General features: G+C 60.5%; 13 protein-coding genes. 9 read left to right on the top strand and 4 right to left on the bottom strand.

The annotated features are described in order from the left end of the window. Nucleotides 1-4: 4 nt before the first annotated feature. Entirely contained in the window at nt 5-412 is a 408-nt protein-coding gene (locus tag MSKU9_RS03725; RefSeq protein ID WP_193557628.1) for a winged helix-turn-helix transcriptional regulator, read from the bottom strand. A gap of 114 nt (nt 413-526) precedes the next feature. Between MSKU9_RS03725 and MSKU9_RS03720 the strand changes: the two genes are divergently transcribed. Beyond that, nucleotides 527-1,591, top strand: coding sequence for an SDR family oxidoreductase (locus tag MSKU9_RS03720; RefSeq protein ID WP_141259995.1), 1,065 nt, complete (start codon nt 527-529; stop codon nt 1,589-1,591). A gap of 69 nt (nt 1,592-1,660) precedes the next feature. Next, the gene (locus MSKU9_RS03715) at nt 1,661-1,885 is read left to right on the top strand and encodes a hypothetical protein (protein WP_141259994.1); all 225 of its coding nucleotides are present in this window, start codon (nt 1,661-1,663) and stop codon (nt 1,883-1,885) included. A gap of 44 nt (nt 1,886-1,929) precedes the next feature. On the opposite strand, the gene MSKU9_RS03710 is transcribed toward MSKU9_RS03715, so the two are convergent. Beyond that, the gene (locus MSKU9_RS03710) at nt 1,930-2,499 is read right to left on the bottom strand and encodes a recombinase family protein (protein ID WP_141259993.1); all 570 of its coding nucleotides are present in this window, start codon (nt 2,497-2,499) and stop codon (nt 1,930-1,932) included. A 264-nt stretch (nt 2,500-2,763) separates the two neighbouring features. Between MSKU9_RS03710 and MSKU9_RS03705 the strand changes: the two genes are divergently transcribed. The 3 genes from MSKU9_RS03705 to MSKU9_RS03695 are packed head-to-tail and all read left to right on the top strand — an operon-like array spanning nt 2,764 to nt 7,925. Further along, nucleotides 2,764-3,420, top strand: a complete 657-nt coding sequence (locus tag MSKU9_RS03705; RefSeq protein ID WP_141259992.1) for a hypothetical protein — start codon at nt 2,764-2,766, stop codon at nt 3,418-3,420. A 34-nt stretch (nt 3,421-3,454) separates the two neighbouring features. Then, nucleotides 3,455-5,779, top strand: coding sequence for an EAL domain-containing protein (locus MSKU9_RS03700; RefSeq protein WP_162853798.1), 2,325 nt, complete (start codon nt 3,455-3,457; stop codon nt 5,777-5,779). Further along, entirely contained in the window at nt 5,700-7,925 is a 2,226-nt protein-coding gene (locus tag MSKU9_RS03695) for an EAL domain-containing protein (RefSeq protein WP_141259990.1), read from the top strand. The genes MSKU9_RS03700 and MSKU9_RS03695 overlap by 80 nt, the downstream gene beginning before the upstream one ends. Here the strand turns inward: MSKU9_RS03695 and MSKU9_RS03690 are convergent. After that, entirely contained in the window at nt 7,920-9,113 is a 1,194-nt protein-coding gene (locus MSKU9_RS03690) for a PepSY-associated TM helix domain-containing protein (RefSeq protein ID WP_162515719.1), read from the bottom strand. The two genes, MSKU9_RS03695 and MSKU9_RS03690, sit on opposite strands and share 6 nt — an antisense overlap. 206 nt (nt 9,114-9,319) lie before the next feature. Here MSKU9_RS03690 and MSKU9_RS03685 point away from each other — a divergent pair, with 206 nt between their 5' ends. The 4 genes from MSKU9_RS03685 to MSKU9_RS03670 all read left to right on the top strand — a co-directional run bounded on the left by MSKU9_RS03685 (nt 9,320) and on the right by MSKU9_RS03670 (nt 14,621). After that, nucleotides 9,320-9,829: a sigma-70 family RNA polymerase sigma factor gene (locus tag MSKU9_RS03685; RefSeq protein WP_141259988.1), complete on the top strand. Its 510-nt coding sequence runs from the start codon at nt 9,320-9,322 to the stop codon at nt 9,827-9,829. A 100-nt stretch (nt 9,830-9,929) separates the two neighbouring features. Next, nucleotides 9,930-10,934, top strand: a complete 1,005-nt coding sequence (locus MSKU9_RS03680; RefSeq protein ID WP_162515718.1) for a FecR family protein — start codon at nt 9,930-9,932, stop codon at nt 10,932-10,934. A 144-nt stretch (nt 10,935-11,078) separates the two neighbouring features. Beyond that, a complete protein-coding gene (locus MSKU9_RS03675) occupies nt 11,079-13,589 on the top strand; it encodes a TonB-dependent siderophore receptor (RefSeq protein ID WP_141259986.1) in 2,511 nt (836 codons plus the stop codon). 180 nt (nt 13,590-13,769) lie between these two features. Further along, on the top strand, nt 13,770-14,621 hold the full coding sequence (locus MSKU9_RS03670; RefSeq protein WP_141259985.1) for an SDR family oxidoreductase: 852 nt from the start codon (nt 13,770-13,772) through the stop codon (nt 14,619-14,621). Nucleotides 14,622-14,798: 177 nt separating this feature from the next. On the opposite strand, the gene MSKU9_RS03665 is transcribed toward MSKU9_RS03670, so the two are convergent. Then, complete coding sequence (locus tag MSKU9_RS03665; RefSeq protein WP_141259984.1) at nt 14,799-16,286, bottom strand: FAD-dependent monooxygenase; 1,488 nt, start codon at nt 16,284-16,286, stop codon at nt 14,799-14,801. Nucleotides 16,287-16,558 lie beyond the last annotated feature (272 nt).

Here is a 16,558-nt window from a genome sequence, read left to right as displayed (position 1 = left end):
CCCGTCAGGATGCGTTGCGCACGTCATCCGCCGTTGCCATGTTGCGGTCCACCTGATCCAGCAGCGCCGCGTGCTGCGCCCCCCAGCGGTAGAGCATCTCCAGTGGTTCGACAAACCGCTGCCCCAGTTGTGTCAGCCGGTATTCGACCACCGGCGGCATGACCTGCATGATCTCGCGTTCCACCAGCCCCATCCGTTCAAGGTCACGCAGGGTCTGGGTCATCATCTTTTTCGACAGGCCGGGCAGGGCGCGTTGCAACTGCCCCGGCCGCGACGTGCCGCCCGTAAGGTGCAGCGTATGCACGATCATGGTGGTCCATTTGCCCGAAAACAGGCGCAGCAGACGACGCGGTGCGCAGTCCTGTGCAAAGGGCGCATGGCGGTAGACGTCGGGCAGGGGGGCGATATCCATGGGCAGGCTCACGGGAACGTTCAGGTAACCAGGGCACAGAAAGGTGCCGGATTGTCTTTTATGGTGTTTCCCAACACCGTGTGAAGCCCACAACCCCATCCATGGAGGAACATAATGTCCCACAGGGCGCTTATCATCGGCGCGACCGGTATCGTCGGCCAGAACCTTGCCAACCGCCTGGTCGCGGAGGGCTGGAGTGTCTACGGTCTTGCGCGGCGGACGGCAAACCTGCCCGGTACCATCATTCCCGTCGCGGCCGACGCGCTGGACCCCGACAGCCTGCGCGCGGCGCTGGCGGGGATTGTGCCGACGCATGTGTTTTTCACCACATGGACCCGCCGTGAAAGCGAGCGTGAAAACTGTGTCGCCAACAGCGCGATGCTGCACAACGTGTTTGCCGCCCTGCCACGACCACACGCGCTGGCCCATGCCAGCCTTGTTACAGGACTGAAACACTACCTGGGCCCGTTCGAGGCCTATGCACAGGGCAATCCGCCACAGACGCCATTCCGAGAAACCATGCCACGGCTGGCGGCGGAGAATTTCTACTACAGTCAGGAAGATGTCCTGTTCGAAGCCGCGGACCGGCTGGGCATTGCATGGACGGTCCACCGTCCGCATACGGTCATCGGGTATGCGATCGGCAATCTCATGAACATGGGCACGACGCTGGCGGCCTATGCCACGCTGTGCCGCGAGACGGGGCTGCCCTTCGTCTTTCCCGGGTCGCCCGTGCAGTGGGAAAGCCTGACGGACGTAACCGACGCCCGCCAGCTTGCAAGCCAGATCGTGTGGGCGGCCACCAGCCCTGCCGGGCGCAACAGGGCGTTCAATGTCGTCAATGGCGACGTATTCCGCTGGAAATGGCTGTGGGGGGAACTGGCCGCCTGGTTCGGTATCGATGCAGCCCCCTATCCCGGCCATGCTACGTCGCTGGAACACATGCTGGCGAACCGGGGCGCGCAGTGGGCCGATATCGCGCAGCGCCATGGCCTGCGGGAGGCTGCACTGGGCCAGCTTGCGTCGCCATGGCATACTGATGCCGACCTCGGCCGCCCCGTCGAATGCGTGACCGATATGAGCCTGAGCCGCAGGCTGGGCTTCACCGGTTATCAGTACACACCAGATTCCTTCTTCGACCTGTTCGAACGCCTACGGGCCGAGCGTTATATTCCCTGACCTTACGGACCGGGCCCGCAGGCACACGGCAGACCGAGAGGGCAGGGCAATGAAAATAAAAGTTTCCGGGTGTCGTCTTTTTTCAAAAAGGCGGCATTACCTGAAGCTTTCTGGAAAAAAGCTGCACCAAAAACACTTTATAGTTTCCACGAGACCTCAACGGATGAATTTTTGCAAAGGGCTATTTGCCCGTGCGACCAGGCGGCCTGCTTGCATGTGGACCGGATTCCAGTCGGCGTCGGGCAGGACAACCAGCCCCATTGCGGTCATGCGCAGATTTTTGATGGCAATTGATCTACCGTACATGCCATCCGCTCAATAAAACATGAATATAAAATTCATCTTTTCTTGCTTCGGCATTTGGAAATTATGCGGTAAATGGTCGCCTTGTGTACGTTGAACCGCTCGGCAACCTCCGCAACGGACAGGCCATCCCGCGTAACCATTTCATATATCCGTACATTTTCCGCCGGTCCCAGCTTGGCGGGGCGTCCCATATGTATGCCGCGCTGACGGGCATTCTGACGGCCGATCGCCGTGCGTTCACGGATCAGGGCCCGTTCAAAATCAGCGATCCCCGCGAATACCGTCATGACAATGCGGCCTTCGGGTAACGTTGTATCCAGCCACGGTTCACTGATGGACCGAAGGCCGACATCCTTCTGCCGCAGGCATTCCGCGATTTCCAGCAGGTGCTGTGTCGAACGCGCAAGGCGGTCGAGCCGATACACGGTTACGATATCGCCTTTTTCCACTTCCTGCAGGAGACGGCGCAGCGCTGGCCGCACCTTCTCATCCTCCAGAAGGGAATCTTCGTAGATCACTTCACAGCCCGTGTCATGTAAATGCCACACTTGAACGTCAAGGGTACATTCATCCGTACTAACACGCGCATAACCGATCAGCATTCTATCATCAAATCAGAATTAAATTTCAATCGGCTATGTAGTCAAAAAAGAGGCAGACTGAACAGGTACTATATGGCGACACGGCATAAGTCCGCTTTCTTTTTATACAACATAGTGCAGTGTTAAGGAATATATTCCCAGCATTCAATTAAAAACGCGTTTATTCATATGTGTCGAAATATGTTGCGTTAATGAGTAGTAAATAGTATTTGGAATACCACTTATCAAAACACTCAGACTTTTGCGAAGTGGGATTCAGGTTTTATGGGCCGCCGAACAGACAGACTGCATGACCTGCCCGGCACGCAGTTGGATCAGGAAATTCGTGGTGGTTTTTTTGTCCTGCGGCACACCCTCATGGAAGTCGCGCGCGACGCCTCCATGTTTGGCGGTAATCCAGGTATTTCGGAACGACCTGTCATAGGCACCGGCGCATTACTGCGTAAATCGCTGATTGATATTGCCCGGACCTGCCAGCGTGACTACGTCCTGCGCGGCGGCACGATGGAATTCGAAAGCACGGGCGCGCTCCATGTCCTGTGGGTGCGCATCACGGCGGCAACAGGTGGGGGCAGGCTGGTCTTCGGCCCGAAATCAGCCGATCCCGGACTGCTGCTGGTTGACCTTACCCTGAATGACGAAGCCGACAGCACTGCCGTATCCATCGTGTTCAGGGATGTCACCCGCCTGACCGTCACGTACGATGTCGGCACGGACATCACCCTGATCGGCCTGCTGAGCGGCGCACCGACCACGCTGGACTGCAATGCATGGGCGGTGGTCAGGCTGCGGGGCAATGTCTGTGGCCTGACTGAAGACAACAGCCAATATATTGCAGGCGATAACGATTTTACCAACCTGTACATCCGCCATTACCAATCCAGGGACAAAAAAGAAATCTGTATTACCATAAAAAAATAAGACGTCCCGGTATCGTCAGCAGACAGTCATGGACATGAAGCAGAACACATCGTACTTCTCCCACCGCAATCATTCCCTTTCCGGAACGAGTGCGTTACAGGTCATGCATGGTGCCAGTGATGGCGTTGTGGTGATCGATGAACATAACCGGATCGTCTTTTTCAACGCGGCGGCCGAAAAGCTGTGGGGCTACAGCCAGCCCGAGGTAATCGGGCATAATGTCAGCATGCTCCTGCCCGCTGGCATGCGTGACGAACACGACGCCTTTGTCGACCGCAACCGCCGCACCGGCATCAATACCATTATCGGCACATCGCGTGAGATCAGGTTTGAAAACCGGGCAGGGGATTACGTGGCGGGCGAGCTGGCCCTGTCCATGATCACACTGCAGCCCGATGGGCGCAAATACTACCTGGCCACCATCAAGGGCATGCCCGAAGAAAGCCATCGCAGAAACCTGCAGGCCCTGCAGAACACGGTCTTCCGCGCCCTTTCTACCGATATGACGGTGCATGACATTGCCGACCTGATCTGCCGCGAAACGGAGACTTTCGTACCCGACACCGTCGCCGTGCTGATGCTGGTGGAAAAGGGCCACCGCCTGCGTATCCTGTCGGGCGCCAGTTTCCCCCGGCGGTATGCCGCGGCACTGGAAAACATCACCCTGTCGGACAGCGATATCGCAACCCTGGCCCACGACCCGGCACAGGCGGGGACTATGGTATGGAAAAGCTATTCCTCGCTGGGTCGCTCGCTTGGGCTGCATCACTGCCGTGCCTCGGCCATCATATCGCCAGAGGGGACGGTAAAGGGTATTTTCGCCCTGTTTTCACGCAACCCCCGTCAGGGGACCGATGGGCCGGACAGGATCGTAAACGGCTGCCTGCCATTCTGCGGTGTGGTGATCGAACAACATGAGGCCCGCCAGCATATCGCGCGACTGGCCAGCTATGATCCGCTGACCGGCTTCCTCAACCGCTCGGCCGTGCAGGGTGTCCTTGAAAAACTGGTGGGACAACCGGGGGATAACCAGTTTGCTGTACTGCTGCTCAATATCGACCGGTTCCGCGACATCAATGAAGCCCTGGGGCATGCCAACGGCGACCTGTTCCTGCAGGCACTGGCCGCCCGCATGCGCGCGCTCAGCCCCGTCGGCTATGTCCTCAGCCGGTCCAGTGCTGATGAATTCATCATCGTACTGCCCGACACGCAGCACGACACCGCTGTCGCATTCGCGGCAAACATGTTGCAGGGGCTGACGCAGCCTGTTGAAATAAATGACAATTATATCGTGCCCTCCTTCAGCGTGGGCATCAGCATGTTTCCCGATACGGGACCGGACAGTGAATCCCTGATCGGGCTGGCGGAAACCGCCATGCGGCGGGTCAAGAAAGACGCACGCGGCACGTACCGTATCGCGACACCGGTGCTGCAGGGTACCGCCCGCGACCGGCTGCTACCGGGCGTCCCCCTGCGTGAAACGCTGGACCGCGGCCTGCTGCACCTGCGTTACCAGCCGCAGGTCATGGCGCGCTCGGGGCAGCTTTATGGTGTGGAGGCACTGGCGCGATGGCACCATCCGCATCTGGGTGACATCTTTCCCGCCCGTTTCATGGCGGTTGCGGAAGATACCGGCCAGATCGACACCATCGGCATCTGGGCGCTGGAGAAAGCGTGTCGACAGATCGTTGCATGGGACCATGACGCCATCCATGTGCCTACTGTGGCGGTCAGCCTGTCCGCCGGACTGCTGCGCAAGCGCCAGCTGCCGGAAATGATTGTCCGCATGCTGGAAACCTACCAGCTTGCGCCGCAGCGCCTGACGGTGGAAATGACCGAAAATGTCGCGATGGATAAAAATGCGGATACGATGGCGGCCCTGCGCGCCATCCGCACGCTTGGCGTTGGCCTGTCCATGGATGATTTTGGCACGGGGTTTTCCAGCCTGTCGCGCCTTGCACGCCTGCCGCTGAGCGAAATCAGGATCGACCACAGTTTCATCACGGACCTTGAACACAACGCCAACGCGCAGGCCCTGACAACGGCTGTGGTCGGCATGGGCAACATGCTGGGCATGACGGTGATAAGCGCGGGCGTCGAAACAGAAGCCCAGAAGACCCTGCTTGAACAGCTGCATTGCGATGTGATGCAGGGCCTTCTTTTTTCCCGCCCCCTGACCGCCACCGAACTGGGGCAATGGGTACAGGGCAGGCGAATAAGTAAAAAAAAATATAATATCACAACATTACACAGATTTAAAATAAAAAAGGGAATCAAATATGGGCAAGGAAGTTTTTCCGGTGACGGACGAAAACGTCAATTCCGATATCTGCATGGACATGCTGCAGCAGGCGCGTGATGGCGTCATTATCATTGATGACAGGAACTGCATCGTCTTTTTCAACCAGGCAGCGGAAAAACTGTGGGACTATACTGCGGCTGAAGTCATGGGGCGCAATGTCAAATGCCTTGTGCCCATGGAATACCGCGACAGACACGACGGCTTCATCGCGCATAACCGTGAAACGGGCATGAACCGCATTGTCGGCACATCGCGCGAGATCACGTTTGAAAGCAAGAACGGGGACTACGTCTCGGCCGAGATGTCAATTTCCACCGCGCTGATCGGTGCGGACAAGAAACGGTATTACATGGCTTTCATGAAGGGTGTGACCGAAGAAAGCCACCGCAAGAAACTGCTGGACCTGCAGAATACGGTCTTCCGTTCCCTGTCGGGCGACATGATGATCCAGGATGTGGCCGACCTGGTGTGTCAGGGCGTGGAGGATTTCGTGCCCAATTCCGTCGCCGTGCTGATGCTGCTGACCGCGGACAATACCCTGCAGATCCTGTCCGGGTCGGGCCTGCCGCGCCGTTTCGCCACGGCGCTGGAACACATGACGCTGACGGAAGCCGATATCGCGGCGCTGGCCAATGACCTGGATGAAGCCAGTTCCGTGGTGTGGGAAAGCTATCGCTCGGTCGGTATCTCGCTTGGGCTGCATGACTGCTGGGCTTCGGCCATCAAGGCGTCCAACGGAAAAATCGCCGGTATCCTGGCGCTGTATTCGCGCAACCAGCACAAGGTCGCGGAATGGCCCAAACGTATCGTGTCGGGGGCCGTGCCGTTCTGCGGCGTCGTGATCGAGCAGTATGAGGCACGGCAGCATATCTCCCAGCTGGCGAATTATGACCCGCTGACCGGCTTCCTCAACCGCACGTCGCTGCACAAGGTGCTGAAGTCCATGATAAGCCAGCCGGGCGACAACCGCTTCGCCGTACTGCTGCTGGACCTTGACCGCTTCCGTGACATCAATGACGCGCTGGGCCATGTGCAGGGGGATACGTTCCTGAAGGTCATTGCCGAACGGCTGAAAACGCTGTGTCGCAGCAATTACGTCCTCTCACGCGCAGGCGGGGATGATTTTGTCATCGTCATACCCAACGCGACACCGGACATGGCGGTCGATTTTACCAAGACCATCATCAAGGCCATGGAACGCCCGCTGGATGTGGCGGGAAACCAGATTTCCGCGTCCTTCAGCACCGGCATCGCGACCTTCCCCGAAAACGGGCCGGATGGGGAGTCCCTTATCAGCCATGCCGAAGTGGCCATGCGGCAGGCCAAGAAGGAAGCGCGCGGCGGCTACCGCCTGGTCAACACGATTGACAGCAAGGATGCGCAGGACCGGCTGGTACTGGGCAGCGCGCTGCGTGATTCCCTGTCCAAGGGCCTGCTCAACCTGCATTACCAGCCACAGGTCGAGGCCCGCACGGGTGAGATCTATGGCGTGGAAGCGCTGGCGCGGTGGAACCATCCCACCCTTGGCAACATCTTTCCTTCCCGTTTCATTGCCGTGGCGGAGGAAACGGGACAGATCGAAGCGATCGGCCGCTGGTCACTGGAAGAAGCCTGCCGCCAGCTTACCCTGTGGGAACGCGAGGGCGTGCATATACCCGTCGTGTCGGTCAACCTGTCGGCAGCCCATTTCCACAACCGTGGCCTTGTGCCGATGATCGCGGGACTGCTGGAAAAATACGGGCTGGCGCCTGAACGCCTGACGGTGGAAATAACCGAAAGCGTGATGATGGAGGAAAGCGAGGAGACGATGAACGTGCTGTCCTCCATTCGCAAACTGGGGGTCGGCCTGTCCATGGACGACTTTGGCACCGGCTTTTCCAGCCTGTCACGGCTGACACGCCTGCCGCTGACGGAAATCAAGATCGACCGCAGCTTCATCATGAACCTTGAAACCGACCCGAATGCGCAGGCCGTCACCACCGCCGTGATTGGCATTGGCAACCGGCTGGGCATGACGGTCGTGACCGAAGGGGTGGAAACGGAAGCCCAGTACGACCTGCTGGAAAGCCTGCATTGCGATGTGCTGCAGGGCTACCTGTTCGCCCGCCCCATGTCGGCCACCGACCTTGCGGCGTGGGCGCGCCAGCCCCGCCTGCTTATGCCCGCGATGGTCAGGAAAACCGACGAAGGCAAGAAATCATGACTGCCCGCGGGCGGGGCGCGCACCGTGCGCGCGCCGCTTGCGCCACCAGATCATGACACCCGTCACCGTCAGCATGCAGACCACAATGCCTGACAGGCAGATGACGATACGACCGGCCAGCCCGGCAATTTCACCACTATGCCATTGCGGCTGCACCTGCATCACCAGATTGCCCAGCCTGCCCTGACCGGGGATAGTGCCATCAGTGACCTGCCCGGTTGCGAGGTCGATGGTCACCATCGGGCTACCAAGGCCCGCAGGCTCCGTCCCGTCATTGCTGAACAGATAGAACAGGGCAGTCCCCCCATCGGGATCCAGCAGCACGGCGGCCGGTTTTTCAGCCCGGCCATGGGCGTGTACAAAATCCGCCGCCAGACGTTCGGCCTGCGCAACCGTGACCGGACGGGGCGGGGACGGCCCATCCGTCACCGGCAGGGCCACTGGCAGGATGGCCCGCACCACGGGGTTGAACACCTGATCTTCCAGCGCCAGCGCTACCCCACTTATGGCAATGCCCAGCAGCACGACCCACAGCCATAGCGAGACGGCGCGGTGCAGGTCGAACACGATGCGTATGGATGAACGGGCAGGGGAAATGGTCCACGTTTTACCCCATCGCCGCCAGAAGCCGGCCCGCCAGACAGGCTGGTGCAGCGGAAATGTCAGGATCAGGCCCACCACGCAGTCAATCGACCACAAGACAGCCGACAGCCCCATGATCCACAGGCCGATCCAGCCCAGATCGAGGGAATAGTGGATGCGGTAGATAAAGGACATGAGGGCACGGCGGTTGATGCAGCATCCCTCCGACGGGCGCATGCCCTGTATCCGCCCTGTAGCGGGATCAAGGAACATCTGGTTTTCAACCGGTTCCGCAGCCCCCGGCGCCGCCTCGGCCGCATAGACCTCGACCGCGCGTCCCGCCGGGGGACGATACAGCACGGCGGTCACCCGCGCCGCAGGCCGCTGCGCCTGCACGCGTGACAGCAGGGTGGAAAGCGGCAGGGGCCGGCCAGGTGTGGCCGCGTGGAAAAGATCAGGGTTGAGGGCCGCGTCAATTTCCCCCCGGAACACGCTGATACTACCGCTCAACCCCGCGATGAACAGCACACCGGACAGCAGCAGCCCCACATACCGATGCAGGCACACAAGGACCGGGCGCAGGGTTTTCAGGGTCGGAACAGCCATGTGCCCCGGCTTGGCACGCCGGTTGCCAACGGGCAATAGGAGAAAATAAGACGCGTTCGCATATATATCCTGCAATTCCATGTTACGTATCGAAACATCACGGCGCGGTTCTTTTATTGATAATCATTCTTAAATCGGTCTACAGGAAACCACGTACCCCCGCCACGGGGGCGCTGGCGTATGCTGTGTCAAGGAACCTTAAGGCCGTGGCGTCGACCGATCACCTTCTGGAAGCCTATCTGGAAAACCGACCGCGCTTCATCTCGCTTGCCACATCCATGGTCGGGTGCAGGGCACAGGCGGAAGATATTGTCCAGGACGCCTTCGTTCAGGTGGCCAGCGCCCGGCGGCGGGGGACCGTCTTCAACCCCATGGCCTATCTGACCACCATCGTGCGGCATCTGGCACTGGATCACCTGCGCGCCGCGCGCAGGCAGGTGCCGACCCAGATCGACCATTCACTGCTGGCCGATACGGGGGCGGGGTCCGTCTCGCCCGAAGCGCAGTTCGGGCACCGTCAGGACCTGCACACGGTGGCGGGCGTGCTGGACAACCTGCCGCCACGTACCCGTCGCGCGTTTGAGATGTATCGCGTCAGTGGGTATACATTGCACGAAATCGCAACCGTTCTGGGCGTTTCCACCACCCGCGTTCACAAAATGATCCAGAATGCGCTGGTCGCCTGCGCCACGGCCCTGCCGGATATGGAGCCGTAAAGATTTTCCCCCAGCCGTTGAAAAACAGGTCCCTGCCGCGTCCCTGTTCAGCAGGGCACGTTCAGCGCCTCCGGCGCAGAACGAAAGGAAGTGGAACCCGATGAGCGCACGACCGACGCAGGGCGCGGATACGGCCATGGCGGAAGCCGCCGCATGGAAAATCCGCCTGAATGACGCACCGCATGACAGGGCGCTACAGACGGAATTCGCGGCATGGCGCGCACAGGATGCACGAAATGACCGGGCGTGGCGCAGGATGGAACGCGTATGGGCCGCAACCGGCGCACTGGCAGACAATGCCACCCACCATGTCCGCCCCGCCACCCCGGCAACATCGTCCACAGGCAGGCCACGCATCGCCGCCACGCGGCGATGGCCCCGGCGGGTGGCGGCCTGCGCCATGGTGGCGGCCGCAGCCTGTGTGGGGGCGTTCGCCACACCCGATCTGATGGTCCGTCTGCAGGCTGATTATTACACGAAAACAGGCGAGACCCGCTCGGTCAGCCTGCCCGACGGGTCCAGCGTGACGCTGGCCGGGCACTCCGCCATCGCCCTGCATTATGCGCGGCAGGAAAGGGGGGTGACGCTGCTGGCGGGCGAGGCGTTTTTCAACGTCGTGCATGACAGCCAGCGCGGGTTTTCCGTGACGGCCAACAACGTGACCGCCCGCGATATCGGCACCGCCTTCGATATCCGGATCACCGGTCCCCATGTGACTGTCGCAGTACGCGAAGGGATCGTGAGTGTGGCGCGCCAGTCGACCCCCGCGCTGCACCTGACGGCGGGGCAGCAATGGACGTTAAATTCCACCACCGGGCAGGCGCAGCGAAGCGCGGTTGACCCGGAGGATGTCGGCGCATGGCGGTCGGGCCAGATGGTGCTGAACGGCGTCCCCCTGTCTGAAGCAGTGGAGATGCTGGGACGCTACTATCCCGGCATTATCGTAACCCGCGGACTTGAACGCGATATCACGCCGGTGGGCGGGATCTATGACCTGCATCACCCGAAGGAAGCACTGGAAGCCCTGTGCGCGCTGCATGGGGGCAGGCTGGTGTCGCTGCCTGCGGGGTTCGTACTGGCTGAAGCCGCCCCGAAAGCGCCCTGATCACCCCGGCATGGGCGGCCTGATCATTTTTTTGCAAAAAAAAGTTCGCCCCCCGTTAAAAAAAATTCGTCTCAACGGACATGAAGATACGCGAATGCAATTCGTTTGCATCTTTTGCCAACCGTCCGCCCGTGAGACCAGACCATGCCGTGTGTTTTTCCGCCGTGCCGCCACAGGGGCATCCGGCAGTCCCGCAATACTCTGCTGGGCGGCTGCTCCGCCCTGATGCTCGTTGCGTGGGCAGCGGCCGGGCATCCGGCCGCTGCCGCACCGGTCGGGGAAAACCTCGCCACCACGTCGGCGCCCACGGAGCACTTTGACATCCCTTCCCAGCCCCTGTCCCATGCGCTGTCAGCCTTTGGTGCGCGGACGGGCATGCAGATCGCATTTGACAGCGCCACGGTTGCAGGCGCGCGATCAGGAGCGGCTACCGGCCAGATGACCGCGGAACAGGCGTTGTCCAGCCTGCTGTCCGGCACGGGCGTCACCTATCGCAGGACTGGCGCGCATTCCATCGCCCTGATCCGCACCGCCACCCCCATTTCGCTTGATCCGGTGCGGGTGGAAGGACAGCAGGAAAACGTAGGCCACAGGGCAGCGCGGGAGGAGCAGATCGCGGTTTACGCCACCTCTGGCCGCGCAGGGCTGGTGCCCAAGGCGTCCAGTGCCGCCACCAAGACTGATACGCCCCTGATAGAAACCCCGGAATCCATATCCATCGTAACCCGCGCGCAGCTGGACCAGCAGAACGCCCGCACCATTACCGAAGCCCTGCGGTATAATGCCGGTGTGTCGGGCGATGTGGCTTCGGGCTACACCACGCGGTTCGACATGGTCGAAATCCGTGGCTTTCAGGGGGCCGCGGGCGCGGATGAATTTGTTGACAACCTGCGCCTGTTTAACGGCGCCTATTACGCCACACAGCAGATCGACCCCTACCTGCTGGACCGCATCGATATCCTCAAGGGCCCGCCATCGGTCCTGTATGGCCAGTCCAATCCCGGCGGGGCGATCGTACTGACCACGAAACAGCCGACGGCAGCACCCGTCCACTCCGTCTCGGTCGAAGGGGGAACATATGGCTACGTGCGCGGCACCGCCGATTTCGGCGGGCGGATCGACCGCGATGGCAAGTGGCTGTACCGCGTGGCCGCAACCGCCACCACGTCCGGCACGCAGGACGAACACACCCGCAACGAACGTTTTGGCGTCCTGCCATCCCTGTCATGGACGCCCAATGACCGGCTGACCATGACGCTGTCCGCCTTCTGGCAGCGTGACCCGCGTGGGGGCAATTTTGACACCGCCCCCCTGCAGGGCACCATCCTGCCCAACCCGAACGGCAAGATTTCGGACCATTTCTATCCCGGCGATCCGAATTTCGAGACCTACAAGCGCACCCAGACGGCGGTCAATTACCACCTGAGCTACCGCATCGCCCCCAACTGGACCTTCAAGTCGTTTGCCCGTTACGCGAATGTGGGGGCGTTTTTCCAGCAGGTATCTTCTGGCGGGATGCTGGATGATGACAACCGCACGCTGGAACGTGCGGCCTACGGGTCGGAGGAGCATTTCGACACGATCACGGTGGAAGAACAGATCCTGGGCCATTTCCGCACCGGCCCGGTCAGGCACAACGTGATCGTTGGCGGCAACTGGCAGAACATCCGTGATTCCGCCAACCTGTATTACGGCGATGCCCCTTCGCTGGATGTCTTTTCCCCCACCTACGGGCAGAGCATTGGCAAGCTGGACCTGTATGAAGCCCAGAGCATCACCACCAATCAGGAAGGCATATATGGCGAGGACCAGATGACATGGGGCAGGCTGCATGTGCAGGGCGGCGTGCGCCACGACTGGTCCACCATCGATACCCGTGACCAGACCGATGGTGGCGGCAGCTTCAACCAGGCGGATCAGGCCACGACGTGGCGCGGCGGCATCCTGTATGCCTTCCCCATCGGGCTTTCACCCTATTTCCATTACGCGGAATCCTTCCAGCCCGCGAACAACCTGTCGTTCAACGGCACGCCGTTCAAGCCGACCCGGGGGCGGCAGTTCGAGGTGGGGCTGAAATACCAGCCGCACGGTTTCAACGGTTTTTTCACGCTGGCGCTGTATGACCTCAAGCAGAGCAACGTGCTGGTCACCGACCCGGTCCATATCGATTTCTATACCCAGACCGGGGGCATCCGTTCGCGCGGGATCGAACTGGAAGCCCATGTCGACCTGACACGCAACCTGAACATCATCGCGGCCTATACCTATCAGGACGTGGCCTATACGCGTGGCAGTGGCGACCTGACGGGGGAACGCCCGATCGCGGTGCCCAAGCAGACGTTCTCGGTCTGGGGGCATTATGACCTGCGCAACGGTCCGCTGCGTGGGCTGGGGTTCGGCGCGGGCGTGCGGTACAACGGCAATACGCTGGTGGACAACACGCTGGAATATGTCACACCCAGCTATGTGCTGGTCGATGCGCAGGCCCAGTATGCGCTGGACGCCGTGGCGCCACGGATGAAGGGCATGCTGTTTCAGGTCACGGCGCAGAACCTGCTGAACCAGCGGTACTATCCCGGCTGCGCGGGTGCCGATACCGGCTGCTATATCGGCGCGAACCGCAATGTGATCGGGAAAGTGACCTATAGCTGGTAAGGCGCGGATTGCGGCCAGACAATGGCCATAACGGCAGGGGACCGGAGCCGTGACGGCGGCCCGGTGCCCCGCTTTTTATCAAACTATCCGCGCACTGGATCATTAACCGTCATGCACAGGCCACCGCGCACCCCGCGCGGCGCGGCACGACAATCCCATGCATGAAACGGAAAAGATACCATGAGCAGGACCATCCTTGTTACCGGCGCTGGAACGGGATTCGGCAGGGAAATCGCCTTACGGCTGGCCGCGCGGCAGTGGACAGTTATCGCGGGTGTTGAAATCCCGTCCCAGATCTTTCAGCTGGAACATGAGGCCGAACAGCGCGGCGTGGCATTGCAGGTTGAAAAGCTGGATGTCACCAGTGCCGCAGACCGCGCCCGGTTCAGCATGCTGGATGTTGACGTAATCCTCAATAACGCAGGCATCGGGGAAGGCGGGTCCATGGTCGACATACCCGAAGAACACCTGCGCAGGCAGTTCGAGGTCAACGTGATCGGCCCGGTGCTTCTGACGCAGGGTATTGCAAAACGCATGGCGACACGCAGGGCAGGGAAGATCGTTTTCATGTCGTCATGCGCGGGGCTGACCTCGGACCCGTTTACCGGGGCCTATTCCGCATCGAAACATGCCATCGAGGCGATTGCCGAAGCACTGGGCAAGGAACTGCAGGAATTCGGTGTCGCTGTGGCGACGGTCAATCCCGGCCCGTTCCTGACGGGTTTTAATGACCGTATCTTCGATTCATGGAAAAGCTGGGGAAAAAGCCAGTCGGACAACCTGTTCGATTATGAACACATTGCCTATCCCTACAAACAGTTTGACATCAAGCCGGTTGTCGATACCACGATAGGCGTAATCGAAGGCACGATTGACACCTACCGCAACGTTGAACCCAAACAGAACATCGAAATGCAGCGCAAGGAAATGGACGCCGCATGGACCCGGAAATCCAGCGAGAATCTGGGCAAACGGTTCCCGCTGGTTGAAACCACCTATGAAATGCGGCCAGGGACACCGGTGGATAAATAACGGGGCGCGACAATAAAGGTTTTTCGGGTGCCGTCTTTTTTAAAAGGCGGTATCTCCTGAATCTTTCTGGAAAAAGCTTCATCAAAAATTTTTCGTTATTCCAGAACATCTTACAGACAGGATAGCACCACAGACACCCTCTTATCTGGATGGATATCCAGCCGATAGGCTGTAGTACTACCGGCAGGCACGTATCCTGTCGGGACAGGGCAGGGTCAAGGCGGCCAGGGCGGCATCAATCACCAGCCAGTCCCCCCGACGCGCGGTGGCCGCGACGTAACCATCAGGCCGCACCAGCCAGATGCCGTTTTCATCCGGTGGACGACAGATTTCTGGGCCCAGCACGCGGGCATGACGTGCAATCATGGCGCGGGCTTCGGCATCATCCAGCGCGGCCAGCGTAAAACGGGGCATATCGCCTGCGCCGATGATGCAATCGGTGACAAACCGCTGCCCTGGCCGTGGACCACGCAGCTCCCGCGCAGAACCCCCGTTGAGAGGCGTATCATCATAACGGGTCGTCACCCCAGAAAACCGGCTGGCGATGGCGTGGCGGACCACCGGGATGCGGAACATTCCCCGCACGACCAATCCACGCAGCAGACGGGCCACGGGATTTTTTAGCAGGACAATCCGTGTCATGCGCCCCGAATCAGACAGGACCTGCCGCGCAACCGCGCTGCGTTCAATACTGTAGCTGTCCAGCAGGTCCGGGCTGGCCGCCTGCCGTTCAACAAGCGCCAGCTTCCATGCAAGGTTGAAGGCATCCTGCATGCCCGTATTCATGCCCTGGCCGCCAGCGGGGCTGTGGACATGGGCCGCGTCACCCGCCACGAACACCCGGCCCGCACGGTACTCGCGCACCCTGCGTTCATTGACCCTGAAATCCGACAGCCACACCGGATCAGACAGGATAACGCCACCCGGCCCGCGCTGGTCCACAATCGCCTGCACCGCCGCCAGATCCGGTGCATGCGCGGGAACCGTGCCGATATCGGCAATGATGCGGTAGCGGCCGGGAATTATCGGGAAGAACATGACGGCCCCGTCAGGATGCCAGAAGATCGCCAGTTCATCCGGGGCCATGGCAAGACCCACAACATGCACGTCAGCAATGATAAAGCCCGTTGCCAGCGTATCCCCGCCAAATACCAGCCCGAGCCTGCGGCGGACAAGGGAATGGGCGCCATCACAACCGATCAGCCAGCCAGCCTCCATGCGCGTGCTTTTACCATCAGCCAGCCTGACGGTGCAGGATACCCCATTCCCGGTATCAACAAAATCCGTCAGTTCCGTATTGCGCTCGACTATGCCGCCAAGGGTCTGGAAATGCGCCTCCAGCAGCCGTTCGGTTTCCGGTTGCGGGATCATCAGCAGATACCGGAATGGCGACGTAATATCTCCAAATGTAATACGGGCCAGCACGTCATGACCGGAACGGATGCTAACGGCCTGTGCATGCAGCCCGCCTGCCGCGAACGCATCGGCACAGCCTGCGGCATCCAGCAGTTCAAGGGTTCGTGGCCAGATGGCAAGGGCTCTGGATTGGTCGGTGCGCGCGGCCGTACTGTCGATCAGCCTGACGGGTATGTGGTACCGTGCAAGCTCGGCAGCCATGGTCAGGCCGACCGGCCCGGCACCAACGACAAGAACAGGCTTCGACATGGGTTCCGTCCGCAGGGGAAAGTGCCTATCCCGACACACGCACACCCAACCGCGCGATGCGTCAATGGTTGCCGGACGACCTGAATATCGCGCGGGGAAGGGTCGGCAAGCTGGCACCGGGCATGACCAAGCCGTTCCCATGTCGTGGAAAACGCCATGGGCACACCCGTCACCCGGCCCATGCCCGGCTTTTGCCCCTGCCTACGGAGGTTCCTGCCGGAAGCGGCTGCCTGGCATCTGGCAGCCACCGCTCAGGGCGAAACGCCATTGCG

Origin of the sequence: Komagataeibacter diospyri, from assembly GCF_006538165.1 — a bacterium.
Lineage (GTDB): Bacteria > Pseudomonadota > Alphaproteobacteria > Acetobacterales > Acetobacteraceae > Komagataeibacter > Komagataeibacter diospyri.
Note: the sequence above shows the minus strand (reverse complement) of the source record. Positions and strands in the feature narration are given on the sequence as shown.